At 41.1% G+C, this 26201-nt stretch carries 27 protein-coding genes and 1 tRNA gene; 8 read left to right on the top strand and 20 right to left on the bottom strand.

Going from position 1 to position 26201, the window contains the following annotated elements:
* Window positions 1-27: 27 nt before the first annotated feature.
* Window positions 28-1377, top strand: coding sequence for a response regulator (locus tag GXP67_RS27400; protein WP_162446080.1), 1350 nt, complete (start codon window positions 28-30; stop codon window positions 1375-1377).
* Here GXP67_RS27400 and GXP67_RS27395 read toward each other — a convergent pair.
* Together GXP67_RS27395 and GXP67_RS27390 are read right to left on the bottom strand one after the other, a co-directional pair.
* Window positions 1374-2180 (bottom strand): alpha/beta hydrolase, encoded by an 807-nt coding sequence (locus GXP67_RS27395; RefSeq protein ID WP_162446079.1) that lies wholly within the window; start codon window positions 2178-2180, stop codon window positions 1374-1376. The two genes, GXP67_RS27400 and GXP67_RS27395, sit on opposite strands and share 4 nt — an antisense overlap.
* Before the next feature lie 49 nt (window positions 2181-2229).
* Window positions 2230-3027: a M28 family metallopeptidase gene (locus GXP67_RS27390; protein WP_162446078.1), complete on the bottom strand. Its 798-nt coding sequence runs from the start codon at window positions 3025-3027 to the stop codon at window positions 2230-2232.
* Window positions 3028-3128: 101 nt separating this feature from the next.
* Between GXP67_RS27390 and GXP67_RS27385 the strand changes: the two genes are divergently transcribed.
* On the top strand, window positions 3129-4625 hold the full coding sequence (locus GXP67_RS27385) for a xylulokinase (protein WP_162446077.1): 1497 nt from the start codon (window positions 3129-3131) through the stop codon (window positions 4623-4625).
* Window positions 4626-4686: 61 nt separating this feature from the next.
* Window positions 4687-6024 carry a xylose isomerase gene (gene xylA / locus GXP67_RS27380; RefSeq protein ID WP_162446076.1) on the top strand — a complete coding sequence of 446 codons (1338 nt, stop codon included), beginning with the start codon at window positions 4687-4689 and terminating at the stop codon, window positions 6022-6024.
* 124 nt (window positions 6025-6148) lie between these two features.
* Here xylA and GXP67_RS27375 read toward each other — a convergent pair whose 3' ends face one another.
* A complete protein-coding gene (locus tag GXP67_RS27375; RefSeq protein ID WP_162446075.1) occupies window positions 6149-7390 on the bottom strand; it encodes an ABC transporter permease in 1242 nt (413 codons plus the stop codon).
* Between the two features lie 251 nt (window positions 7391-7641).
* Here GXP67_RS27375 and queA point away from each other — a divergent pair, with 251 nt between their 5' ends.
* Window positions 7642-8688: a tRNA preQ1(34) S-adenosylmethionine ribosyltransferase-isomerase QueA gene (queA, locus tag GXP67_RS27370; RefSeq protein WP_162446074.1), complete on the top strand. Its 1047-nt coding sequence runs from the start codon at window positions 7642-7644 to the stop codon at window positions 8686-8688.
* Window positions 8689-8794: 106 nt separating this feature from the next.
* Window positions 8795-9484 (top strand): 2-C-methyl-D-erythritol 4-phosphate cytidylyltransferase, encoded by a 690-nt coding sequence (locus tag GXP67_RS27365; protein WP_162446073.1) that lies wholly within the window; start codon window positions 8795-8797, stop codon window positions 9482-9484.
* 102 nt (window positions 9485-9586) lie between these two features.
* Here GXP67_RS27365 and GXP67_RS27360 read toward each other — a convergent pair whose 3' ends face one another.
* Window positions 9587-10213 carry a YicC family protein gene (locus GXP67_RS27360; RefSeq protein ID WP_317170076.1) on the bottom strand — a complete coding sequence of 209 codons (627 nt, stop codon included), beginning with the start codon at window positions 10211-10213 and terminating at the stop codon, window positions 9587-9589.
* A gap of 29 nt (window positions 10214-10242) precedes the next feature.
* Window positions 10243-10464 (bottom strand): YicC/YloC family endoribonuclease, encoded by a 222-nt coding sequence (locus GXP67_RS38070; RefSeq protein WP_317170075.1) that lies wholly within the window; start codon window positions 10462-10464, stop codon window positions 10243-10245.
* A 163-nt stretch (window positions 10465-10627) separates the two neighbouring features.
* On the opposite strand from GXP67_RS38070, the gene GXP67_RS27355 reads away from it, so the two are divergent.
* Window positions 10628-11770, top strand: coding sequence for a sugar phosphate isomerase/epimerase family protein (locus GXP67_RS27355; protein ID WP_162446072.1), 1143 nt, complete (start codon window positions 10628-10630; stop codon window positions 11768-11770).
* 20 nt (window positions 11771-11790) lie between these two features.
* On the opposite strand, the gene GXP67_RS27350 is transcribed toward GXP67_RS27355, so the two are convergent.
* The 4 genes from GXP67_RS27350 to GXP67_RS27335 form a co-directional block, all read right to left on the bottom strand.
* The gene (locus GXP67_RS27350) at window positions 11791-12768 is read right to left on the bottom strand and encodes a hypothetical protein (protein WP_162446071.1); all 978 of its coding nucleotides are present in this window, start codon (window positions 12766-12768) and stop codon (window positions 11791-11793) included.
* Between the two features lie 28 nt (window positions 12769-12796).
* Window positions 12797-13147 (bottom strand): dihydroneopterin aldolase, encoded by a 351-nt coding sequence (folB, locus tag GXP67_RS27345; protein WP_162446070.1) that lies wholly within the window; start codon window positions 13145-13147, stop codon window positions 12797-12799.
* 6 nt (window positions 13148-13153) lie between these two features.
* A complete protein-coding gene (locus GXP67_RS27340) occupies window positions 13154-13876 on the bottom strand; it encodes a DivIVA domain-containing protein (protein WP_162446069.1) in 723 nt (240 codons plus the stop codon).
* Between the two features lie 193 nt (window positions 13877-14069).
* Window positions 14070-14993, bottom strand: coding sequence for a WD40 repeat domain-containing protein (locus GXP67_RS27335; protein WP_162446068.1), 924 nt, complete (start codon window positions 14991-14993; stop codon window positions 14070-14072).
* Window positions 14994-15088: 95 nt separating this feature from the next.
* On the opposite strand from GXP67_RS27335, the gene GXP67_RS27330 reads away from it, so the two are divergent.
* Complete coding sequence (locus tag GXP67_RS27330) at window positions 15089-15727, top strand: 4'-phosphopantetheinyl transferase family protein (protein ID WP_162446067.1); 639 nt, start codon at window positions 15089-15091, stop codon at window positions 15725-15727.
* A gap of 80 nt (window positions 15728-15807) precedes the next feature.
* Window positions 15808-16407, top strand: a complete 600-nt coding sequence (locus GXP67_RS27325; RefSeq protein WP_162446066.1) for a thioredoxin family protein — start codon at window positions 15808-15810, stop codon at window positions 16405-16407.
* 80 nt (window positions 16408-16487) lie between these two features.
* Here GXP67_RS27325 and GXP67_RS27320 read toward each other — a convergent pair whose 3' ends face one another.
* The 11 genes from GXP67_RS27320 to GXP67_RS27270 form a co-directional block, all read right to left on the bottom strand.
* Entirely contained in the window at window positions 16488-17723 is a 1236-nt protein-coding gene (locus tag GXP67_RS27320) for a 3-phosphoshikimate 1-carboxyvinyltransferase (RefSeq protein ID WP_162446065.1), read from the bottom strand.
* 71 nt (window positions 17724-17794) lie between these two features.
* Window positions 17795-18286 (bottom strand): hypothetical protein, encoded by a 492-nt coding sequence (locus GXP67_RS27315; protein ID WP_162446064.1) that lies wholly within the window; start codon window positions 18284-18286, stop codon window positions 17795-17797.
* An 85-nt stretch (window positions 18287-18371) separates the two neighbouring features.
* Entirely contained in the window at window positions 18372-18914 is a 543-nt protein-coding gene (locus GXP67_RS27310; RefSeq protein WP_162446063.1) for a DUF502 domain-containing protein, read from the bottom strand.
* Between the two features lie 112 nt (window positions 18915-19026).
* Window positions 19027-19644 carry an NADH:ubiquinone reductase (Na(+)-transporting) subunit E gene (gene nqrE, locus GXP67_RS27305; protein ID WP_162446062.1) on the bottom strand — a complete coding sequence of 206 codons (618 nt, stop codon included), beginning with the start codon at window positions 19642-19644 and terminating at the stop codon, window positions 19027-19029.
* Window positions 19645-19671: 27 nt separating this feature from the next.
* A complete protein-coding gene (locus GXP67_RS27300) occupies window positions 19672-20346 on the bottom strand; it encodes an NADH:ubiquinone reductase (Na(+)-transporting) subunit D (RefSeq protein ID WP_162446061.1) in 675 nt (224 codons plus the stop codon).
* Window positions 20347-20352: 6 nt separating this feature from the next.
* On the bottom strand, window positions 20353-21087 hold the full coding sequence (gene nqrC, locus GXP67_RS27295) for an NADH:ubiquinone reductase (Na(+)-transporting) subunit C (protein ID WP_162446060.1): 735 nt from the start codon (window positions 21085-21087) through the stop codon (window positions 20353-20355).
* On the bottom strand, window positions 21074-22291 hold the full coding sequence (locus GXP67_RS27290; protein WP_162446059.1) for an NADH:ubiquinone reductase (Na(+)-transporting) subunit B: 1218 nt from the start codon (window positions 22289-22291) through the stop codon (window positions 21074-21076). Before GXP67_RS27290 ends, nqrC begins: the two co-directional genes overlap by 14 nt.
* A 17-nt stretch (window positions 22292-22308) precedes the next feature.
* On the bottom strand, window positions 22309-23673 hold the full coding sequence (locus GXP67_RS27285) for a Na(+)-translocating NADH-quinone reductase subunit A (protein ID WP_162446058.1): 1365 nt from the start codon (window positions 23671-23673) through the stop codon (window positions 22309-22311).
* Window positions 23674-23823: 150 nt separating this feature from the next.
* Complete coding sequence (locus tag GXP67_RS27280; RefSeq protein WP_162446057.1) at window positions 23824-24717, bottom strand: 4-hydroxy-3-methylbut-2-enyl diphosphate reductase; 894 nt, start codon at window positions 24715-24717, stop codon at window positions 23824-23826.
* A 39-nt stretch (window positions 24718-24756) separates the two neighbouring features.
* Window positions 24757-25464 (bottom strand): (d)CMP kinase, encoded by a 708-nt coding sequence (gene cmk, locus GXP67_RS27275; RefSeq protein WP_162446056.1) that lies wholly within the window; start codon window positions 25462-25464, stop codon window positions 24757-24759.
* A gap of 644 nt (window positions 25465-26108) precedes the next feature.
* Window positions 26109-26192 (bottom strand) — tRNA-Leu (locus GXP67_RS27270).
* Window positions 26193-26201 lie beyond the last annotated feature (9 nt).

Raw genomic sequence — 26201 nt, 5'->3', positions numbered from 1 at the left:
GATCTTACGAAAATAGAACAGGGCAAAATGATCCTGGAGAAAGAAAACTTTCATCTACAGGAAGTGCTTGGTCTGGCTATTGATCCTTATAAATTCCGTGCCCAGGAAAATGGTTTGTATTTTCAGGTTGAGTATGATCCCAACCTGCCTGTATACCTGCAAGGCGACCCTGGGAAAATCTGCCAGGTAGTGATAAATCTCATTGGGAATGCACTAAAATTTACTAAAACCGGCGGCATACGTTTAGAATTTACACAGGTAGCAGATGTATCGGCCTCCCAGGAGGACATACTGCTGAAAGTAATGGTGTCTGATTCTGGTATTGGAATCGCTAAAGAAAACCAGGAGATTATCTTTCAGAGCTTTACACAAGCCGATGCTTCCATCAACCGTAAATATGGCGGTTCAGGTCTGGGGCTTTCTATTATAAAAGAAATGGTATTGCTGATGGGAGGCGATCTGGGTGTGATTAGTCCGGCTATGCACACAAATCTTCAGGATCAGGGTGGCATTGGAAGCACGTTCTGGTTTACCTTGCCTTTGAGGAAAGCACCTCAACAAGCTGTACCGGTCCGGACAACTGCTAAGATTCCTAAAAAAATAAACTTCGAAGGTAAAGTACATGTGTTGATGGCAGAAGACAATGCCGTAAATCAACGTCTGGCAAATCTTATCTTACAGGAAGCAGGTTGTGTAGTCACCATCGCCGAAAACGGACAGGAAGCACTTATTGCTATACAAAAACAGGTTTTCGATGTAGTATTTATGGACCTGCAAATGCCGGTAATGGATGGGTACACCGCTACCAGGCAAATTCGTATGATCAATCAGGATATTCCTATTATCGGTCTTTCTGCTAATGTGTACAAGGAGGACATTGAACAGTGTTTTCAGGTAGGCATGAATGATTATTTGAGTAAACCTTACAGTGCCCAGAAATTAATTCAGAAACTACAAAGATGGATTGACAACCCTGGTACGCTTGAGGAAATACCTGCGTCTTCTACATCAGTTTCTACCAGCAGTTCTCACAATTATATCAACCTAAAACAAATGGAAGAACTAACCGGTGGCATGGTAGATGAAATGAAAGAAATGCTGGAAGCTGTGATAGTAGTAGAAAAGGAATTTATGGCTGCATTGAATGAATGGCTCATACACCAGAATCATGTAAAGCTTGCTACTTCTGCCCATAAACTAAAACCCTGCTTATATCTGGTAGGAATGGATAATTACCGGGAAGTGTTAGAAAAGCTGGAACAACAAAGCAAAACAGCTATAAATCCTGAAGAAATATCCCGGCTATGTGTAGAACTGAAAACTATATTTTCTGAGGCGGAAATACAACTGGAAAAGCAACTGATGCAATATGCTTAATCCCCCGCCAGCAATGAACGCAGCCTCCGGATATATTCTGCATTTTCGTTAATACCATTGTGCCGCTGGCCAGTCAGTGTCACCAGCTCATCTATCGGTTTTAAGTGTTCTTTTAATTTAAGCGAAGAACCGTAGTATATCACTTCATCTTTATCTCCATGAAAAATGACGATGGGTGCTTTTGTCTCTTCTACAAACTGATAGGTAATAAACTTATATTTAAACACAAAAGGCGGTAAAATGGCATATGCAGCCGGAGAAATATGCTGCATCAGGTTGGTGAGGCTGTAATAGGGAGCCTGCAAAATCAACATGCCAGGATTGTTTCTGGCAGCTAGCCTGGCAGCCGAAGCACTTCCGATGGAGAAGCCAATGATAATAATGTGTTGTTCAGAATAGTTCTTTTTAACCTGATCATATGCTGTCTGAACATCTTCATAAAACTGGGCTTCACTTACAATACTTCCCTCACTTTTGCCAAACCCCCTGTAATCGAGTATAAACACATCGTATTGAAGCGAAGTATATACATAGGCCATTTGCCCCCAGCTGCTCACTGCCCCGGCATTGCCATGCAGGTAAAAAACAAGTCCTTTGGAAGCAGGGGCTTTAAATAATAATCCATGCAGATTGGTTCCATCTGTTGTCGGTATGTTCACTTCCCGAAATTGCTCGCGAAATCCAAACTGATATGCTTTTTCAAGTTGAGTGGGATAGAAGATCAGTTTCTCCTGAAAGAAGTAGAAAAACACACATATTATTATATACAAGGCCAACACTATACCAACAGTCCAGAGAATCATAGATTTGTAAGTTGTTAGGTTCAAAATTGAGTTCATATCTGTAAGCAATTTACCTGCGATCCAGGGCGAGTAAAGTCTGCCAGAGGGTATTGGCTGTTAATTGCAGGCTCTCTTCACTGAGGTATATACTCAAATCTGTAGGCTGGTGATAATGTTGAAAAATAGGTGCCTGTTTCATAATATCCCGTAGGGTTTCCATATCTACGTCAAATTCCTGCGCTTTATAATAATGATAGGCTACGTCTACATCTTTTTCAGAAATACAGGTAAGTGAAAACACATCCTTACTGCCTGCGTTGGCAAAGCTTACATGATCAGCAGTATTGGTCACAATTTTATCAAAACGCCTGGTAAAAATGTTTCTATCTGCTGCCACTTGTTCGAATGTTTGCAATACTTTTCCCTGAGATAACGCATCCAATGGCCATAAGGCAAATCTATCGCCCATTCCCACCATTTCCAGATTGATCAAACCCATCATATTTTTAATGCCATATTCGCCTACATAGGCTTTAGAGCCTTTCAAACCGGTTTCCTCTTCGTCAAAGAAGAATACAGAAACACCTGTATGTTTAACAGCATTTTCCTGCATCCTATGCAAAATTTCCAGGCAAACAGCTATGGCCGATGCATTGTCGTTGGCACCCGGAGAATTTCTCACTGCATCTATATGCGAACCAATGCCAATCCATTTTTTGTGATAACTTTGCACCAGAATATTTCTACCGCTTGCATAAGACTGAATTTTATGAGGAATATGCCATTGATTAAGCATCTGTGTTATGAGTTCAAACCTCTCTCTGGTAGAACGGCCTTCCAGGCTTTTGACTATCTCTAATAGGTACATGAGTAGCTTTTATTTCATACAACCTATAAAAAATATAGCACTATATCTTTCATTTATACAAATCCATCTGCATATTAGCGCCTTTATTTTTTCAGACATATATGTACATCCTTGGATATGATATTGGAAGTTCCTTTATAAAAGCATCTATACTGGAATCGGCCACCGGCAAGCTGATCGCCTCTGCCAGTGCACCGGAAAAGGAAATGGATATGATTTCCCTGCAAGCCGGATGGGCAGAACAACACCCGGAACTCTGGTGGGAAAACGTAAAATCAGCCACTTTACAATTGCACCAGAAATCCGGCGTAGACCTGCGGCAGGTAAAAGCTATTGGTATTTCTTACCAGATGCATGGCCTGGTTGTGGTAGATAAAAATCAACAGGTACTTCGGCCTTCCATTATCTGGTGTGATAGCCGTGCGGTTGAAACCGGCGATAAAGCATTCGAGGAGATTGGCGAAGAAAAATCCTTATCTCACCTGCTTAATTCGCCCGGAAATTTTACAGCATCCAAACTTAAATGGGTAAAAGAAAACGAGCCAGAGCTATATAAGCAGATTTACAAATGCATGCTTCCCGGCGATTACATTGCCATGCGTCTTACCGGCGAAATTACTACAACGGCTTCTGGTTTATCGGAGGGAATTTTATGGGATTATCAGTCTAATTCGCCTGCCGGTTTACTGCTCAATTATTATGGTATTTCACCTGAATTACTCCCAACTGTAAAGGATACTTTTAGTGTGCAAGGCCAGGTAACAAGTCAGATAGCTACTGAATTAGGTTTACAAGAAGGTACCCCAGTTTCTTACCGGGCAGGCGACCAGCCAAATAATGCATTTTCCCTGAATGTACTGCAACCAGGTGAACTGGCGGCCACAGCAGGAACTTCCGGCGTGATATATGGTATTACCGATCAGAAAAATTACGACCTCAAATCCAGGGTAAACACCTTTCTACATGTAAATCATACGGCTACTGCACCCAGATATGGCATTCTGCTATGTGTAAACGGAACTGGAATTCTAAACCGCTGGATGAAAAACCTGGTGATGGGTGAAAATGCCAATGGCTCTGCCTATGCACAAATGAATAATCTGGCTGCACAAGCACCAATTGGTTCGCAAGGATTAGTAACAATTCCCTATGGAAACGGGGCAGAACGCTCTCTGGAAAACAAACAGCTGGGTTCTTCTATTCACGGCCTGGATTTTAATACACACAATAAAGCCCATTACCTGCGTTCGGCACAGGAAGGGATCGTATTTGCCCTCAACTTAGGACTGGATGTAATGCGGGGTTTAGGCGTACAGCCACAGAAAGTACGTGCCGGAGATGCAAATATGTTTTTGAGCCCTTTATTCAGTCAAGCTTTTGCGACCATAACCGGAGCTACCGTTGAACTATACAATACGGATGGTGCTCAAGGGGCTGCCAGAGGGGCCGGTGTGGGAGCAGGAATTTATAAACAAATGCCCGATGCCTTTGTAGGTTTACACACAGTAAGAACGGTGGAACCGGATGTAAAAGCTTCAGCTGCCTACCAGGACGCCTATCAGAAATGGTTATCTTATCTGAACAAAGAGATGGCTTAGCTCTTCTTTTTAAACTATTTACAAATCAATTTTATAAACGCTGTTTTTAAACCTTAAACCTATGCCTATTACCCTAACTACCGGAGACAAGGAATATTTTCCCGGAATCAAGAAAATCCAGTATGAAGGAAAGGATTCAGATAATTATCTGGCCTTCAAATATTATGATGAGAACCGGATAGTTGCCGGAAAATCCTTGAAAGATCATTTCCGGTTTGCTGTGGCTTACTGGCATACTTTCGTAAATACCGGCGGCGATCCCTTCGGACCAGGAACCAAAACTTTTCCCTGGATGCAAAATCCGGATACTATTGCCTGCGCCAAAGAAAAAATGGATGCTGCTTTTGAATTTATCACCAAGCTGGGTGCTGGCTTTTACTGTTTCCATGATTTCGACCTAGTGGGCGAAGGTGCAACGTTGGCCGAGTCAGAGAAAAATCTGCAAGCTATTGTGGACTATGCCAAACAAAAACAGAAGGCTTCCGGTGTGAAATTACTCTGGGGTACGGCCAATTTGTTTTCCCATCCGCGCTATATGAACGGTGCCGCCACGAATCCCGATTTCAACGTGCTTTCCTATGCGGCTGCTCAGGTAAAAAATGCCATTGATGCTACGATTGCCTTAGGTGGTAGCGGTTATACGTTCTGGGGAGGACGGGAAGGATATATGTCTCTGCTGAACACTAACCTGAAACGTGAACAGGAACATCTGGCTAAATTCCTGACGGTTGCCAGAGATTACGGACGTAAAGCCGGATTCAAAGGAACGTTCTATATCGAACCAAAACCGATGGAGCCTACCAAGCACCAGTACGATTATGATAGTGCTACGGTGATTGGGTTCTTGCGGCATTATGGACTCGACAAAGATTTCAAACTTAACCTGGAAACCAACCATGCCACTTTAGCCGGACATAGTTTTGCCCACGAATTACAGGTAGCTGCAGATGCAGGCTTGCTGGGTAGTATGGATGCTAACCGGGGTGATGCACAAAACGGCTGGGATACCGACCAGTTCCCAGTTGATTTATTTGAACTCACGGAAGCCATGCTCGTATTTCTGGAATCAGGAGGTTTTACTGATGGCGGTATAAACTTTGATGCCAAAACCCGTCGTAACTCCACCGATCTGGAAGATTTATTTATTGCTCATATTGGTGGTATGGATGCCTTTGCCAGAGCGCTGCTGATCGCCAATGATATTCTGGAAAAATCTCCCTATAAAAAACTCCGCAAAGACCGCTATGCCTCCTACGACAAAGGCGATGGCAAAAAATTTGAAGACGGTAATCTGAGCCTGGAAGATCTGACAAAACTAGCTTCTTCCAATGGCGAGCCTGCACAAACCAGTGGCAAACAGGAATTGTATGAAAATATCATCAATCAATATATCCGGTAGATGAGTCATTGGCTAATGGTTAATAGCTATTAGTAAATCAATCATTATAAAACAAAACCCTCTTTTTACGGTAAAAAGAGGGTTTTGTTTTATAAATTTTAAGAAAATACTATCAACAAGCTAGTTATTTGGATCGGATGGCAATTACCGGATCGAGTCTAGCAGCTACGAAAGCTGGAATAATACCGGCTAAAACACCAATAATGCTTGAAAGGCCTAACCCAATCATTATATTTTTAAAAGATAAAATAACTTCCAGACTTCCTAATGGAATAAATGTGAGTAGATATACAATCAGAATGCCAACCCCTCCTCCCAATAAACATAAAAACACTGCTTCAAACAGGAACTGGAATAGAATAAAATAATTTTTAGCGCCCAGCGATTTTTGTATCCCGATAATATTAGTGCGTTCTTTTACAGATACAAACATGATATTGGCAATGCCAAAGCCACCTACTAATATAGAAAAAAAGCTAATAAAGCCTCCTGCAAAATTTATTACACCAAAAACCGAAGTTATGGCGTTTCCTGCCATTTCAGGCCTATTCAATGCAAAATTATCTTCCTGAGTAGGTTTTAAGCCTCTTCTGGAACGCATCAGTCCGGTTATCTCTGATTCAAGTTCCATTAATCCTTCATCTGTTTCCAGCCCTTTTACAGCGATTAGTGGCTGCGACCATCTGGTGGTATACATTTTACTAAAAGCTCCATACGGAATCAGGCTGGTATTATCATAATCTGGCCCTCCCATAATACTGGAACCCTGCTTTTCCATCACGGCGATCACTTTAAAAGGTAAACCCTTTATTTTAAAGGTTTTACCAATCGGATCTGTATTAGGAAATAAGGATTCAGCGATATTAAAACCTATAACAGCCACTTCCCTTGCTGCATCTACCTCCTGAATAGAAAAATACCGGCCCTCTTCTATTGGTACTTCCGAAACGATACTGTAATCATACGAAACGCCTTGTACATTAGACCCTTCGATGCTATTATTACCACTTCTGAAGGTAACATTGCTTTTAAAATCGAAAATAGCTACCCCCTGGCGGTTCTCCAGGTTCCGCTCCAGAAAGCGGAATTCCCGTACATTGGGCATAGGGCGGTTCACATATTTCCACCAGGGATAATTAGGGCCAAATACCCAGGGGAATTTTTGTACATAGATCACCTTATCTCCTAAAAAAGCCATACTATCACGAATGTTCTTTTCGAGGGAATCTATAATGGTAAATACCGCAATAATGGCAAAAATACCCACCGTTACTCCCAACAAGGAAAGAATCGTTCGGGTCAGATTACTTTTCAGGGCATGCCAGGCAAAACGGAAACTCTCAAAGGTCAGTTGAAGGAATAGCATGGTATATAGTCAATATTTCGATGTAGATTGGAAAGCCAGATATGAGTGTAAATACTATTTTCAGGCGCATTAAAATACGCAGAGAAGCGGTAACTCACAAAGAATATATGATGAATACCAGATATAAGTATTTGAATGGCTACCTATAAAAACAAATTCCGGGGAATTATAGTAAAGTTACAAGAAATAATTAGCTTTGCACCTCAAATTTTTAACATACGCGTTAATTATTTAATACCGTAAGATTAAATATGAAATTATCAGAATTTAAATTCGACCTGCCTGCCAACCTATTAGCCCTGTATCCTGCTGAAAACCGTGATGAAGCCAGAATGATGGTGGTAAACCGGAAAGCTAAAACGATTGAACACAAAGTTTTCAAAGACATTATCGACTACTTCGGTGATGGGGATGTAATGGTGATTAACAATACAAAGGTTTTTCCGGCCAGACTGTATGGCAATAAGGAAAAGACCGGGGCTAAAATAGAGGTTTTTCTATTGCGTGAGCTCAACAAAGAAGCGCATTTATGGGACGTACTCGTAGATCCCGCCCGGAAAATCAGGGTTGGAAATAAACTCTATTTTGGCGATGGCGACCTGGTCGCTGAGGTAATTGACAATACTACTTCCAGAGGCCGTACCATCCGCTTCCTCTACGATGGCTCTGATGCTGACTTCTACAAAACCATAGATGAGCTTGGCGAAACGCCTTTACCAAAGTATATCAAAAGAAAAGCCGAACCTGCCGACCGGGAGCGTTATCAAACGATTTATGCCGAACATACCGGTGCAGTAGCCGCGCCTACCGCCGGATTGCATTTTACCCGTCAGGTTATGAAGCGTCTGGAGATAAAAGGGGTGGATATTACACCTATTACTTTGCATGTAGGCTTAGGAACATTCCGCCCGGTAGATGTGGAAGACCTGACCAAGCACAAGATGGATTCTGAAAACTTTATTGTATCAGATCTTACTGCTGATAAAGTAAATGGTGCGCTGGATGCCCGCAAAAGAGTATGTGCCATCGGTACTACTACCATGCGTGCCCTGGAATCGTCTGTTTCTGCCAATGGCCGCCTCAAAGCGAATCAGGGCTGGACGGATAAATTTATCTTTCCGCCATATGATTTCCGTATTCCCAATGCCCTTGTAACCAATTTCCACATGCCTGAATCTACACTGCTGATGATGACCTGTGCATTTGGCGGCTACGACCTGATTATGCAGGCTTATACTACGGCTGTAAAGGAGAAATACCGTTTCTTTAGTTATGGCGATGTTATGCTGATTTTATAATCAAGCGAAAAAATATACGATTAATTATTTTAACCTCATTTCAGGTCTCTCACTAAAAACCGGAAATGAGGTTTTTATATACCCTTTTAAGTAAAGATTCCAGTATATGGACTCCAACTATGCCATTATTGTAGCCGGTGGCAGTGGCAGCCGGATGCAGACTTTCCTACCCAAACAATTTATTAAAATAGGCAGCAAACCTGTTTTAATGCATACCATTGAGCGTTTCCACCAGTATTCTCCGCAATTGCACATTATTCTGGTTTTGCCTTCACAAGAAATTCAAACCTGGGAAGAGTTATGCGATCAATATAATTTTACTATTCCGGTACAAACAGTTGCCGGAGGACCAACCCGCTTTCATTCCGTACAAAATGGACTATCGGCTATTTCAGCAGAGGAAGGGCTTGTAGCCGTGCATGATGGTGTACGGCCATTTGTATCTATAGAGACCATTTCCCAGAGTTTTGCTGTAGCCAAAGAAAAGGGATGTGCCATTACAATGGTTCCCTTGAAAGATTCTATCCGGAGAATAGATCCAACAGGGAATAATTTTTCAGAAGACCGCAGGGCTTTTTGCCTGGTACAAACGCCTCAAACTTTCCGGCTTTCCATACTCCGGCAAAGTTTTGCCCAGGCAACAGATAGTTCCCGCTTTACAGATGATGCCAGTGTGGCTGAAGCAGCCGGATATGCTATATCGCTGATTGAGGGCTCCTACCGGAATATAAAAATCACCACTCCCGAAGACCTGATCTGGGCTGAAGCAGTGATCTCCATGCAGGGAAATAATTAGTCCATTTCTTAAAAATGCTATTCTTACTAAGAATAATTCGCAAATCCGGAAGTTGGTTTATTTTTATAGAAGTTCTTAATGTATGCAGCTGAATTATTCTGCTTATAAAATATTTAGCGATTGTTCTTTGATTTTCTCCAGTTCCTCCTTCATATCAATCACATGGCGCTGAATAATGGCATCATTTGCCTTTGAACCAATGGTATTTATTTCCCGGCCTATTTCCTGGGAAATGAAATTCAGTTTTTTGCCTGGTGCCTCTTCTTTAGTTAATACTTCCATAAAATAATCCAGGTGCAGGCGTAAGCGTACTTTTTCTTCGCTGATGTCTAACTTTTCAATGTAGTAGATCATTTCCTGTTCAAAGCGGTTCTTATCAAAATGTTCGTCGGCTACAATCTCGCTGATGTGTGTAGAAATACGGCTGCGGATTTTCTCTATACGTTCCGGGTCATGGGCATTTACCTGGGTAAGCAAGGAACGGATTTTTTCTATATATAATGTTAGGCTTCTCGACAGTTCTGCCCCTTCCTGTATTCTGAAAGTATTACAGGCTTCTACGGCTTCCTGCACTCCTTTTTTAATCAATTCCCAATCTCTGGATAATTCATCGCTGCTGCTTTCGTAAGAAAACACATCCGGCATCTGCAAAATGATGCGGAAGATATCCTGCTGGGAAGCGCCAATGTCAGCAGAAACCTGGAAAAGTTCTTTATAATATGCTTTCACCAGCGGTCGGTTTACGCTTACTTTGGGCTTTACCTCCCCACTGCCTGCACTTCAATACTTACATTTACCTTGCCTCTTTCCAGGAGTTGATTGAGAATGGCTCTGATCTCAGGCTCTTTGTCAGAAAAATTTTTAGGCATCCGGATAGAAGCATCCAGCGATTTTGAATTCAGGGACTTAATATCTACGGTTACTTCCAGGGATTCACTGGCTAATCTGGCCGTTCCATAGCCGGTCATCGATTTGATCATAGTTAAAAGGCAGGTGGTTTGGTTTGCAGTAAGTATACTAGTTTTAAAACGATGATACTAGTTTTTTATGGGAATATGAAAAACATTTGCCCGAAGCCCTTCTTTTGGTTGAAAACCACCCAGAACCTTTGTTATATTTACGCCTCCTTTTACTTTTTCCTGTATGAAACCACTGAATAATCCGATATGGGTGATGAGTTCAGCCTTCGACAAGCTGACTCTGTCTCAAGTTATAGAAAAAACCCTGGCTATTGGCGCACAAGGGATTGATCTCTGCGTATTCCGCAGCGATGGCACCCGCAAAGACCATGTAGCCACTCATATTAATTATGAAAATTTCTCCCTCGAACAAGCGAAACAAATTATTGATACCTTTAACCAGGCTCAGTTAAAACTATCTGTAGGTGCTTTTGAAAACCTGATCGGCGGTGATGCCGGGGAACGGAACAAAAACCAGAATCATTTACTTAAACTGATCCGCATTGCCCATTTGCTGGGAGGAAACGAAAACGATGTAAAAGTAGGTACGTTTGTAGGCTACAACCACGAACTGGGTGTGCAGGAAAATGGCTTCCAGAAAAACCTCGATGAGTATGTAAAGGTTTTCAAACCTATTATTAACTATGCTGAAAGTTTGGGTGTAACTGTTCTTTATGAAAACTGCCCCATGGAAGGCTGGCGTCCGGCAGGCTATACGTCTACTTTTAACAACCTGACTGGCGTGTTGGCCGCCCGTAAACTGATGTATGCACTCATTCCTAGCCAGGCTCATGGAGAAATATACGACCCTTCGCATGATGTGTGGCAGCACACTGATCCTTCAGAAGTGATCCGTGAGACAGATAGCAGCCGTTTGCACCGTATTCATGTGAAAGCCACCCGTAATCTGCAAAACCGTACCCGTACGTATTGGGGCGGTATGTATCCCATGCAAGCTGTTAATGCAGAATTAGCCCAGAAAGCCAATATTCCGGTTCCTGCCCACAGCTGGGACAGGCATAACTACGAAGCCATGCTCCCTGGCTTTGGCGGCTCCGACAGCATGGACTGGCGTGAGTTTGTAGAAACCTTGCAGGAAAAGAATTTTACTGGTCCATTTGAAATAGAAAACGAAGCCAGAAACTCAAAAGACACTGGTAATATGGGGGCAATCGTACAGGGTTTTACAGGTGCTATCTATAGCTTGTCGCCAATGCTCTGGCCCTTATCAGAAAATGGCTATCAGTACAACAAAGGGTTATCAAAACCTTTGCAGCATCTGGCTACTAAAGATATTCCGGAGGTAACAATGGATCAACTGGTTTGAACAATTTTTTAAAACTGCTATTACATATTATTTTTACTTCTGCCTATTTTATAGAGATTATTATAAAAGAGGGAAAGTATGATACTAAAAGATAGACCGATAGATAGAAGTATAGATAGAGGTATTACAATATCTTGTAAAGTAGGATTATCAATTGATGGTGTCTTATCGAGAGGATATTTATTATAAATTAATAAAGGGACAGCTATCATTATCATTAATATATATGTGATATAGCATAACACGAATGACTTTATATAGGTGAGTTGTCCCTTATACCATCTCAGATATATCGTATTTGCTAAAGATAGAAAACTAAACAGAGTGACTATCATTAATGGAATCTTAAATCCTTTTTGCTCAGGAAGAAAAATAAAATATAGAAATATTGCTCCAAACGTAGCTGCAACAATGCTGGCGGGCAGGATGCTTGGCGTATAAAATCTTATTCGCTCACCCATAATAATAGAACTGACAAGAGCAATAATAAGAAATGATACCTGAAAAAGTGGTGCTAAGCTCAAAAGTTGAAAGCTTACAATTTTATCTTGTTCGCTTTTTCTTTCTCTGAGATAGTTTAATTCGTATTTCAATTTTTGTGCAGTCAATTGATCTGGTTTTCCTATGACAGATTCACCAAATTCATCTTTTAAAAGGGTGCTCAAGTTACAAGCATACTGGTCATTGATAGAGCCATACTCTGGTATCGAATAAATGATCCATTCCTGGTCTTTACTGAATGTCTTACTGCAATATCCTGCTGTATTTTTACCTTTTACAATTTTAGTTGTTTGACCTTTTAGCACTTCAATTACTTCGAAAGCTAGTCCTTGATACCCATCTATGTTGTAATATTCATCTTCGATTAATCTACCGATGAATATTAGCTCATATTTCTCATATGCTTCCTGGGAGAATTTCTCACGTTCGCACCCACACCCTAAAAGTGTTGAGATGAGAAATAAGTTTATAATTATAAATATCAGTATCGTCTTCATCTTTTGAGAAGTAATACATCTTAAATTTCTATTTCCGGATAGTGATGACAGCCCGGTGACAGATGCCTCCGATGGGTGGATTGTATTTAGATACGCTCACCTCGGCCCACTCAATGTGTGGATATTTCTTATAGGTTTCTTCGATGATGCGGTGGGCAATGTGTTCCAGCAGTTGCGAGGGCGTTTGCATTTCCTGGCTAATAATGGCATATAAATCTCCATAATTCACTGTTTGGTTCAGATCATCATCAGCTGCAGCCATCGAAACATCCGCAGATACACTTAGGTCTATCCGGTATTTGTTGCCAATCTTGCGTTCCTCTTCATAAAAACCATGATAGGCAAAAAACTCAGCACCTTCCAGAGATATGATAGCCATGAGAAATTACGTACTGATCTCATCGAAAAAAGAACCAGAACCTGACTTTGTGCCGCTTGAATGCGAATTATTTGTCGTTTCAGAAGTAGAATGAAAAGAATCTGATTCTGATCTCGTATTATCTGTATCTGTGGAAATATACCTGGGCGGTTCGCTCCGCTGTTCCAGAAACGAGCGTACTTCATCTACTTTTGAATCGAAAGAAATACGGGTACTCCGGGCTTCAATGCGGTTTACTTTTTCAGAAATATCACTTACAATACTCTTCAGTTCTACAATGAGGTTATCTTTCTGACCTTCAATAATCCGTACATCTTTCTCCAGCGCTTTCAATTCAGCAATGGTTTCCTGCAGGGCTTGCCGGGCTTTATTATCGGCTTCCTGTACCATATATTGTGCTTTGCTGCGGGCTTCTCTCAGCAAACTATCGGCTTTTACCTGGGCTTCTTTCATCTGCATTTCAGCCGAACGGTTGGCTTGTTCTACTAAATGCGCACTGGTATCTTCCGCTGTTTTCAGGGTTTTATATAAAGAATTTTCAACTTCGCGTAGTTTTTTTACTTCTCTTTCTGCTATCTCCAGCTTAATGCGGTATTCTTTGTTTTCTTCCACCACCCGTTCCCACTCCTGCGATAATGATTGCAGGAAAGCATCCACTTCCTCCTTGTCATAGCCCCTGAATACTTTTTCAAAACTTTTCTGCCTGATTTCGATGGGTGTAATTTTCATAATCGGTGTCAACCAGGCATAGATTCTCAATTGGCCTGGATTTTTGTAAGGATTCTAAGATATGCAGCAATATACGTTTAAATTGCTTGTAGTAAGGTACATTTTATCCAGGAAAAAATCAATTATCGCCTATAACAAGGATTTATTGCTGAATGGTTAACTGGTGAATAGTCGTCTAGAAGATTATTTGCTATCACTCAAAATTAAGCTGCCAGACAGAGATGGTACGGTCGTCACTAGCAGAAATGACTTGTCCTTTATGGCTGGTCCAGAGCAGTTTATTTACTGAAGTACCATGTCCGGCATGACGGGCCCGGTCAATTACTTTCAATAACTTACAGGTAGTGGCATCCCAAACTTTAATCGATTTATCCATGCTACAGGTAAGAAAATAATCGCCCTCCTGGCTGAAAGCAATGTGATTAATGGCATACATATGCGCCACTATTGACTGGCTAAGCTGATAATCATTGTTTACATCCCATACTTTCAGGTGAGCATCCCGGCTTCCACTGAGCAAATACTTATAGTCAGGAGAATACGTAAGAGAGAAAACCGAATTCTGATGGGCTTCTATTTCCTGTTTCAATAGCAAAGAGTACAAATCAAAAATCCGGATGGTATGATCGCTATAGCCAACGGCCAGTTCTTTTTTCAGCGGATGGATTGCCAGGCTACGGGCACTCTTGTCTGAAGCCTTGATGTGGTTTTGCACCGTAAAAGTAATAGTATCCATTACAATCACCGTTCCATCGCCAGTGGCTATAAATATCTCTTGCCCTTGGTTTTTTATATCAAAAATAGCGGCATTGGTGAGTTTTACAGACTTAATTTCTTGTTTAGAATCAAGATCAATCACATGAATGCCGTCGAAATTCTGCCCGATCCACAACTGGTTTTGTTCCCGCAGATAGTGCAGGGCATATACAGAAGCCGGAATTCTGGCCAGCAGTTCACCCTGATCTGGCTGTAGCAGATTCCAGCTGGCCACCAGGCCATCTGCCGATGCAGAAAAGAATAAATGTGGTTCCTGAGCCTGTTCAAGGGCATATACTGCATCCCGGTGTCCAGTAAAAGTGCTTAGTTTTTCTACCCTTACCTTTTTTCTTACATCCATGATTATCACCTTACACAAAAGTAGTTAGAATATTTTGATTAAAACCTGTAAAATCACAAATTGATGCCATCTTTGCTGTCTATCCGGATTGCTTTATGCCATTATTTTACAAGGAACTTATTGAAGAAAACTGCATCTGGGGCATTTGGGAAATTACTGAAACAATTCATGCATTGAGTCAGATGTTAGGCGACAATGTATTTGATAGCAGTCATTTGCAGAGTATAACCCATGAAGGGAAAAAAACAGAGTCCATGGCCGTTAGGGTGCTTACACAATACTTACTTGGAAACTGGCGATTGCCCTATAAGGGCATCCAAAAAGATGGCTGCGACAAACCTCATTTAGCCGGATACGACTTTTCTGTATCTGTAAGTCATACCAGCCTGTATGCGGCAGTTATCATACATCGCAGCCGGAAAGTTGGTATAGATATTGAACAAATAAAGACGAAATTAATTAAAGTGGCACCAAAATTTCTATCACCGGCCGAAATTACCCATGCAGGTACTAACCTGGAGCGGCTGTGTATGTACTGGTGCGCCAAAGAAGTCTTATATAAAAAATATGGCAAAAAAAATCTGTCTCTGAAAGATGAAATATACATTCATCCTTTTCAACATACACAGTCAGGTCCGGTGCGGGGAGAAATTATGCCTGACGGTTATAAGGAGCCTGCTACCATTGTATATATGAAGCTTTCTGATTACATTCTGGCCTACAGCTATGAATAAATTTATTTAGTTTGTATGCTATCTCTGGTGAAAACCTTATAAAAGAAGCTTTCATCAGTACCAATTATAAATATACATTTATGAAAATACTTACAATCTTATTCCTCTTTTTATCAGCCCTACTATCTGTACCGGATGGCGTACAGACAGGTGGTAAAATAGAGAATTTTACCTTGCCCAATGCCATCAGCAAACAGCCGGTATCTTTGTCGGATTATGCCAGTGAGAAAGGAGTAGTACTTATATTTACCAGCAACTATTGCCCGTATTCCAAATTATACGAAGATAGAATTATTAAGCTGGCTAATCAGTTTGAAGGGCAGGGAGTTAAATTCCTGCTGATTAATTCCAATACATCTGTAGATAATATTGATGATACTGTTGAAGAAATGGCCAGGCACGCCCGGGAGAAAGGATTAAAAATGCCCTATCTGGCAGATAAAGAACATACAGTACGTGCTAAACTGGGGGCTACTAAAACACCCGAAGCATTTGTACTGCAAAATACCGGAAATGGCACTTTTATTCTCAAGTATAGAGGAGCTATCGACGATAATCCACAGGTACCAGATGTAGTTTCTGCCTTTTATTTGAAAGATGCCATTACTGCTATTATCAATAAGAAAAACCTGAGCCTGATGGAAAAAAGACCTATCGGCTGTATGATTAAAAAAGATTAGTTTTAATTTAGTTCCCAATTAATTGTCTATTGACTGCTGCTCAAAAAAGCCCGCAAGATCAGAGAATCTTGCGGGCTTTTTTATTGTATGCTAAAACCTGCTTTTTTCAGATCATCCCAGAACCTGGGATAAGATTTAACTACTACTTTTGGATGCTGAATAATAATGGGATACAATAAAGCCAGTGGTGCAAAAGCCATGGCCATCCGGTGGTCATCATAGGTATCTATTTCAATTGGATATTCGGGTTGTTGCCAGTCAGCAGTACGGGTAAGTTCATAGGTTTCAGGTTTTACCTCCTGTAAGGTCGCTCCGAATTTGCTTAATTCCTGCTGCAGTGCTTTTACCCGGTCTGTCTCTTTTATTTTCAGGCTTTCAATACCGGTTAAGGTAAGGTGAATATGGTTGGCCGCACATAATACGGCAACTGTCTGGGCAAGATCCGGACAATGGGTAAAATCAACGGCCACTCTTTTTTGAGATGGTGTTTTGGTTAAGCGCACACCGCCTTCTACATTGGTAGTATGAACCCCTAAGTTTTTCATAATTCCGGAAATGGCACTATCTCCCTGCAGAGAATCTTTTTTCAATCCTTTCAATTCGATATCTGCCTGTGGGGCGAGTGCCGCAATACTATACCAGTAACTCGCCCCCGACCAGTCAGATTCTACCCAGAAGGTAGCTGGCTGATAGGTTTGCTTTTTCACAAGAATCGTATTGCCCTCCCAGGAAACATCAATTCCAAAATTAGCCATCTGTTTGATAGTCATTTCAATATATGGCCTGGAACCAATGTTTCCTGTAAGTATTAAAGTTAACCCCTGAGGCAATACTGGTGCTATCATCAGCAAGGCAGAAATATACTGGCTGCTCACATCTCCCCGTATTTCAATCTGGTGTACTCCCGAGGGACGGATTCCCTTGATATGAATAGGAGGAAATCCTTCATTTTTCAGATACGTAATTTCTGCACCTAATTTCTGTAAGGCATCTACCAGAATGGAAATGGGCCGTTCACACATCCGGGCAGTTCCGGTTAATATTTTATCCTGGTTGGTGGCAGCAATATAAGCTGTCAGAAAACGCATGGTGGTTCCTGCATCAATTACGTCTAACGTCTGTTCTGCACTATGTAGCAAGCGCTGCATGGTTTGCGTATCACGGGCTTCAGATAAGTTATGTAAGGTACATTTATAGCCGCTTAAAGCATCTATAATCAATGCCCGGTTACTTTCACTTTTGGATGCCGGTAAAAGAATACTTGCCTGAATGGCGCTAACTGGTTTGTGGAGGGTGATGTGTTGTAAATCAATCATCTTAACTGGAATGGCTGTATAGCCGGATGGTTAAATTATTTTTATCGTTTGCGCTGTAAAACTGTATAGAATTAGAATGTTTCCAGCGTTCGTAGCCTTCTGAAATTATTGATACGGTAGTTCCGCTTTTTGGCCAGTTTCAATAATAATCCACCAGCAATAAATGAACTTCCCACTACTATTCCGGATCTGGATATATCCGGATCATTTCCTCTGAAAACCGGGTTAAAGGTGTCGGCCAGAAAGTAAAGCAAACCAGCTCTGGGTAAAATATAAATAGCCTGATCGAGCATTCCTCCCTGTTTGTAGCGGATCACCGACTTAATATCTCTTAAAGGTATATCTGCACCCCTAACTTTAATGGTGGAGTCTCCCACTGCTTCTATCACATCCTTGTATTTCATCCGGTCGCCCTTGAGCTTAAAAATAAGTTCATCACCTGCATAATACCTGAGTCGTTTCACATGCCCGGGCTTATCAAGTATCAGGAATCTCTGGTCCTGGCTTACGCCCTTCAAACAAATACTACAGCAGAAGAATACAAGTGCAAGGCGTACAATCATCAGGTATGGTTGGTTATCAGCGTGGTTGAAGAAATCGGCAACAGGTATATCCCTATTTAAATATGTAATATTGAACGAAGCGCACTCAGACTTTGGTTACGCCACCGGAAACAATAAACTTCATAACATCTGCCCCTGTTGCATCAATCAAAGTTATGTTTTCTTTAGGAACGATATATAAGTCGCCAGAGAAATTATATGAATGAGGCAAGTATACCGCCAATCTTTCATGTAAACCCAGGTTATGTAAATCCTCCTGTGTGATAAAGCCCAGCTTTTGCAGATTAGATTCTCTGTTTATAGTGACCAGTACTGGCTGGTTAAATTTTTTTTTATCGCCTACAAAGGCCGAAACCAGGTCTTTTAGGGAAGAATAAATAATACGAACCAGTGGAAGGCGGTTCATCAAACGTTCAAACAGATTAAATACAGGCTGTGCAATGAATGTAGAACCTAAATAACCAATAATGGTTACAGTGGCGAGTATAATTACCAGACCAGCTCCCGGAAAATCCAGAGCTAATAACCCATCCAGCCAACGGATAGAAGCCAGCAAGATATACACAGTAACGCCGATGGGTATTATAAACAATAATCCTCTTAAAAAATACTTTATGAGGCTATTCATTATTCATCCGCTTTTTAATAATCATATACAGAATCCTTTATTTCAATATGCCGGTGCAAAAATAAAAAAGGGCCTGCGATTGCAAAGCCCTTTTGAAATGATTTATAGAAAACTATATGGCAAAGCCCATAAAGCTCAGAAAGCCAAGAGACATCAAGCCTACAATAATAAACGTAATTCCTAATCCTCTCAAGGGTTTAGGCACATTAGAATATTTCAGCTTTTCGCGGATAGCAGCTAAGGCAACAATAGCCAGCATCCAGCCAATGCCAGAACCAAATCCGAACACAGTAGCTTCCGCAAAATTATACGGGCGGCCTTGCATGAAAAGAGCACCTCCCATAATAGAGCAGTTTACAGCGATCAATGGAAGGAAAATACCTAAAGCACCGTATAAAGCCGGAGAGAATTTCTCTACAGCCATTTCTGTAAGCTGTGTAAAAGCGGCAATTACTGAAATAAATACAATGAAGCTTAGAAAACTTAAGTCTACCGTTGCCAGGGCTGATATGCCTGTCCAGGCAAGTACGCCAGGATTCAGCACATAATTCAAGATTAGCCAGTTTAAGGGAACAGTCATACCCAATACGAATATAACAGCCATTCCCAAGCCAAAAGCAGTTTTTACATTTTTGGATACTGCCAGGTATGAACACATACCCAGGAAGTAGGCAAAAATCATATTATCTATAAAAATAGAGCGAACGCCAATACTAATTAAACCTTCCATCTGAAATGTATATTTTAAGGTTAAAAATTATTCTTCGTAATGTTTATTATAAGCCCGTTGCGCCCAGATGATCAACCCTACAATGATACAGGCTCCGGCAGGCAGAAGCATTAATCCATTTCCCTGAAAAGGAAGTCCAGCAGCCGCGAATACTTTATAACCCAGAAGAGAACCTGAACCAAATAATTCACGGAAAAAAGCCACTGTTAATAAGATAGCTCCATACCCCAGTCCATTACCAATTCCATCCAGAAAAGAAGGCCACGGCTTATTTGCCATCGCATAAGCTTCCAGGCGGCCCATTACAATACAGTTGGTAATAATTAATCCTACGTATACAGATAATCCTTTGGCCACATCATACATATACGCCCGTAAAAATTGGTCTAATATAATTACCCAAACTGATACGATAGCTAATTGCACGATAATACGAATCCGGGCCGGAATACTATCTCTGATCAGAGATATAAACAGGTTTGAAAAAGCAGTTACAAATGTTAATCCCAGTGCCATTACCAGCGCGGTTTGTATCTGTATAGTAACAGCCAGAGCCGAACATATACCTAATACCTGTACCGTAATTGGATTATTGGAATTGAGTGGATCAACTAGCAGCTTGCGGTTTTTTTGGGAAAACAAGCCTTCGCTTTTTTCTTTCACAGCCGGAGCTGCTTTTTTCTCTTCCACTTGTGTACTCATGATATATTACTTTAAGTTGATTGCTTGTTTATTGTTCATTTTAGCCTTGAAGAAATTTTCGTAGGACTTGAAATAATCCATGAGCATATTGTTAATTCCTTTGGCTGTAAGAGTAGCCCCGGACATGCCATCTACTTTATGCGGACTATCAGAATAATCGTTTCCTTCGCCTTTCATCATCTGAACAGATACCAGGTTACTTCCTTCAAATATTTTTTTACCTGTATACCGCTGCTGAATTTCCTCAGTGGTAATACGGGCACCCAGACCAGGGGTTTCACCGGCATGTGCATAGCTCACCCCATTAATAGTAGAAAGATCGCTTTTTAAAGAAACAAATCCCCAGATGTTATTCCATAACCCATAGCCATATACGGGCAATACATAAAATTCGGCTTTATTCGGATCTGATTCACTTACTACTTCATATATTGGAAGCAAACGCTGATCAGCCGGTTTTTTGTACTCATCCACAATGCTTATCTCTTCTACTTTTTTACCTTCATCTACACTGCCATCTGGTTTTACCACATAGGCTTTTACCCGTTTCTCATACAACTCAGTGATATTAGCATTTTCATCCAGGGTTAATACGGTAGTCAGAATATTTCTTTTCTGTTCCAGAGCGATATTAGCCTGTTGTTGCGGTTTTAGACCTTCAGCGGCCACAGCCAGTAAAACCCCGCATAATACGGTAAGCCCGGCTGTATAGAGAATGATATATAAATTAGACTGTCGCACGTTTTAATCTCCTTTTTTTGTTAGCATCTACTACGAAGAAATCAATAAGAGGGGCAAATACGTTCATCAGCAATACAGCCAACATAATTCCCTCCGGATAAGCCGGGTTAAATACCCGGATCAGTACAGTAAATATACCGATTAATGCACCATAAAACCATTTTCCGGTTTCAGTTTGTGAGGCAGAAACAGGATCAGTAGCCATATATACAGCACCAAAAGCAAGGCCCCCCATTACCAGATGATAGTGAGCAGGTACACCCATAAACGCATTACCAATACCACTGGATGCTAATACATTTAATAGTAAGCCCATTACCCAGGCACCTGCAAATACACTGAATATAATTTTCCAGTTTCCTACACCAGTCGCAATCAAAATAGCAGCTCCAATTAAACACATCAGGGTAGAAGTTTCTCCGATACAACCTGGAATCGTACCCAGGAACATACTCTTGAAAGAGAACAGGTCAGGATACCAGGAAGCCTCCAGTGCTTTAAGAGCGCCGGATTGTGCATCTACTGCAGCAGCCGATGCTTCATTTAGTATAGATAAAGCTGTAGCACCAGAATAGCCGTCAACGGTTTTTGAACCTTCTGGCAAATACGTCCAGATGTTACCGGAAATTTCTGTAGGATAGGCAAAGTACAGGAAGGCACGGGCCGTCATAGCTACATTCAGTACGTTCATACCGGTTCCTCCAAACACTTCTTTTGCAAGCAATACTGCAAAAACGGTGGCTAAGGCTACCTGCCATAAGGGAATAGTTACCGGCATGATCAGCGGAATCAGGATACCGGTTACCAGGAAGCCTTCGTTGATAGCATGTTTGCGCATGATGGCAAAAATAACCTCCACGATACCCCCGGCAGTATAGGCCACAATAACAATTGGCAGAGTCAATTTAGCACCTAGCAAAAATTTCGTCAGAAAATCGGCTTGCTCACCGGTAGCTAAATAATGCTGGTGGCCTACATTCCACATCCCGAAAAACAAGGTAGGCAGAATGGCAATTACAACGGTCATCATATACCTTTTCAGATCTATGGCATCACGTACTTGTACGCCTTTGGCAGGAGCAGTGTGGGCAGGCACAAACATAAAGGTTTCAGCTGCCTCGAACAGGTAATGGAACTTCCCATATTTGCCTCCTTCTGCAAATAAGGGCTTTTGTTTATCTAACAGATTGCGTAACGCTTTCATTGAATATAGGATAAAAACTAACTTTGTTGAATCATATTTATTCCTTCCCGGATCATGGCCTGAATATCATTTTTCGATACATCAATAAACTCACACAGGGCAAAATCTTCTTCCGCTACTTCATAAATTCCCAGAGCTTCCATTCCATCATAATCATTAGCCAGAATTGCTTTTAACAGCAACACTGGATAAATGTCCATGGGCAATACTTTTTCCATCGCACCAGTTTGTACAAACGGGCGCTCCTCCCCATGCAGGTTGGTATCTAATACATATTCTTTGTTAGGAGAAAGGAAAGAGAATAAGCCAAAAGCTTTGTGGAAACTATATTTTTTCGGATCAGGCGTAATCCAGCCTAAGAATTCTGAGTAGTTGCCTTCAGGAATCACAGTAATCATATTGTGGTAAAATCCCAGGTATCCGTCAGCGGCAATTTTTTCTCCTGTCAGCACATTACCTGATATATACCTAACATTCGTACCTTTGATATTGTTCGCTACAATATTTTTAATATTTGCCCCGGTATAGGTTCGGTAATACGCCGGACTTTTCACTTCGGAACCTGCCAAAGCAACAATTTTTGAAGCATCATAACGGCCTTCGGCGAACAATTTTCCAATCTGGATTACACCATATGGAGTTAAAGTCCAGACAGTATCGCCTTTATTAATAGGGCTGATGTGGTGGATCTGAATTCCTACGTTACCAGCCGGGTGAGGACCATAGAATTTATTTACCTGTATACCAGTTGCTTTCTCTACTGCGGATGAAGATTCAGCATCTCCTTTAATATTGAGGTGAACTTTGCCTGGCGTCAGTTTTTTTAACACGTTTAATCCGGTTAAAAAATAGGATTCTTCACCTTGAAAGATAAAGCTGTAATCTGGCGCTAATGGACTGGAATCGAAAGCAGAAATAAATATGTGTTTAGGCGTATCGTTCGGGTTGGCAACAATGGCAAATGGACGCTGAATAAAATTAATCCATACACCACTGGTTGTTAAGGCATCGAGTACAGATTCTCTGGATAAACTCTCGATCTGGGAGGCTGAATATTTGGGAAACTCCAGGTATTCTATCTTTTTGTCAGCCAGAATTTTTATTTGTAACAGTTTGCGCTTTTCTCCCCTTAGAACTTCTACTACTTCACCACTGACCGGGGATGGAAACTTGATTTTTTCATTTTTCTTGTCGTAAAAGAGAGGTGTTCCGGCTTTTACAATATCGCCTTCGTTTACTAAGGACTTTGATCGTTTTAACCCAATAAAATCTGCTGTTCGGATGGCAAATGTATCAGGTTGCGGACTTTCTGCGATTCTCTTTTCTGCTTTACCAACTAATTTTATATCCAGACCTCTATTCAGCTTAACTGTTTTTGACATGTGTGTAAGAACTATATCCTTGTTATTTTACAAAACCATGCAAAATTAGAACATTTTTCTACAAATAAAATCAGAACGCAATTTGATTTATTTTATTCATTTGCATTTTTCAGACAATAAACTTACATGCACAAATCAAGGAGGGCAACCTTAAAATGTAGCCACCGAATCAATGTTTTCTACATGCCGGGCTACTTGTTCCATCAGCCACATAGGCGTAGAAGTGGCTCCGCATATTCCTACACTTGTTGCGCCTTCAAACCAGGCCGGTTCAATTTCCTGTTCGTTCTCAATAAAATAGCTTCTGGGGTTTTCAATCTTACATACCCCATACAATGCCTTCCCATTAGAACTTTTTTTACCACTTACAAACAGAATAACATCGTGTTCATGGGAGAATTTTTGCAGTTGAGGTTCCCGGTTAGAAACCTGCCGGCAAATGCTGTCGTTGGCATCCAGGTAATCAGCCGGTGCCTGTGGATTGGCTTCTTTAATTTTCTCTTCGATGAGGGCTTTCATCTTGTAAAAGCCTTTGGTGCTTTTGGTTGTCTGGCTGAAAAAAGATACAGGCCTGGAAAAATCTACCTGCGCCAGATCTTCTTCTGTAGTTACAACAATGGCTTCATTATTGGTTTGCCCGGTAAGCCCAATTACTTCGGCATGTCCCTTTTGGCCATAAATCACTACCTGCCCTTTGTCTGGCTGTATTTTGTCGAAAGCATGTTTTACCCGGTTCTGTAGTTTTAATACAACCGGACAGGAAGCATCTATTAATTCAATATTATTGCGTAAGGCCAGTTCGTAAGTTTCCGGTGGTTCGCCATGCGCCCGGATCAGCACTTTACAATCCCTCAATTCCTCTAACTGTTCCCGGCTGATGATTCGTAGGCCTTTGTCATGCAGCCGTTTCACTTCCATGCTATTGTGTACAATATCACCCAAGCAATAGAGCGTATTGCTGTGTTCCATTTCATCTTCGGCCATTTGAATGGCATATTCCACTCCGAAACAATATCCTGAATTTTTATCAATCGTTACTTTCATGGCTGTCTGTTAAATTGGTTCCTTATATACGCAATTTCACTACTGATTGGAAGTAATTTGCACCCGGTCTTGGATCATGCGGCTGGAAGCCAGGTTAATTACAAAATCAATTTGTTCATCAATCGTGATATGGGTATTATCTAATAAATACGCATCATCTGCCATCCGCAAGGGGCTCTGGGCACGGGTTGTATCAATATGATCGCGCATTTGCAGGTTTTTGATAATATCGTCCAGAGGCACCATATCATCTTTTTCCAGCAACTCTTCCTGTCTGCGTTTAGCCCGTATCATCATATCGGCCGTCATAAATATTTTCAGTTCTGCATCGGGAAATACGCAAGTACCAATATCCCGGCCATCCATTACAAGTCCCCGTTTTTTGCCCATTTTCTGCTGTTGCTCCACCATACACTTACGCACTTCTGAAATCGTGCTTACCTCACTTACTTTATCAGAAATGTACATTTTCCGTATCTCTTCTTCAACATTTAAACCATTGAGGTAAGTTTCATTTTTTTGCAGATGCGGATTATGTATAAACGTAATGTGAATATTGGCCAGTGCCTGAACAACCGCATGTGGGTCGGTGAGAGAAACATAATTTTCAAGAAAATACAGGGTTACTGCCCGGTACATGGCTCCGGTATCAATATAAATATACCCTAATTTATTAGCTACCAGTTTGGCTGTTGTGCTCTTTCCACACGCTGAATATCCGTCTATGGCGATAATAATTTTCTTCATGCAAAATATGTTTAAAAATTCCCGGCGCTTCCAGAAGCCTTTTCCGGAAGATTTTTGGTAAGGACGGATGTAGTCAGTATAATGTTTTGCAAATATACGATACCCATTCTTTCTATAAGTACTTAATGAGATTAAAAATTACAGGCAAGATACTCTGGAACCTGGATTTACTGATTAGAGAAAATAATATATGTGAATAATCAGCTAAGATCACAATTATTTGACCTTCTGCATGTAACCATTCAAACAAGATTTTGTTAAGATTTATATAGAATCGAAATGTGTTTCGCTAACCCTCGCCATTCTATCCTTATATTTCTCTGCCAGGTTATGCTCTTCATTATCCATAAGCTTCATAATTATAATTGAGAAAATAAGCTATATTGTCTGCGTTTAGTTTTTGACGGGTATTTGTTCACTCCTGTATATTTCTTGCGAACAAAAGCTTACTTGTCTGTCTCCCAGATTCTAAAATCTATAAACCATCTTTTGTTTACATCACCTATCAGCATCATATAGACGAGGCTCATGATATGAATCATATTTTGGGTTCATTTCAGGGGTAGATTTGTGATAAAGTTGTGATAATTTAGGGATAATAAAACAAAAAACCGCTTAATTTATAAAATTAAGCGGTTATAAAGTGCCGAAGGCGAGAGTCGAACTCGCACAAGCTTGCGCTCGCACGCCCCTGAAACGTGTGCGTCTACCAATTCCGCCACTTCGGCTTAAGGGAG

The organism is Rhodocytophaga rosea, assembly GCF_010119975.1.
Taxonomy (GTDB): domain Bacteria; phylum Bacteroidota; class Bacteroidia; order Cytophagales; family 172606-1; genus Rhodocytophaga; species Rhodocytophaga rosea.
This window is presented reverse-complemented; position numbering and strand designations above follow the sequence as displayed.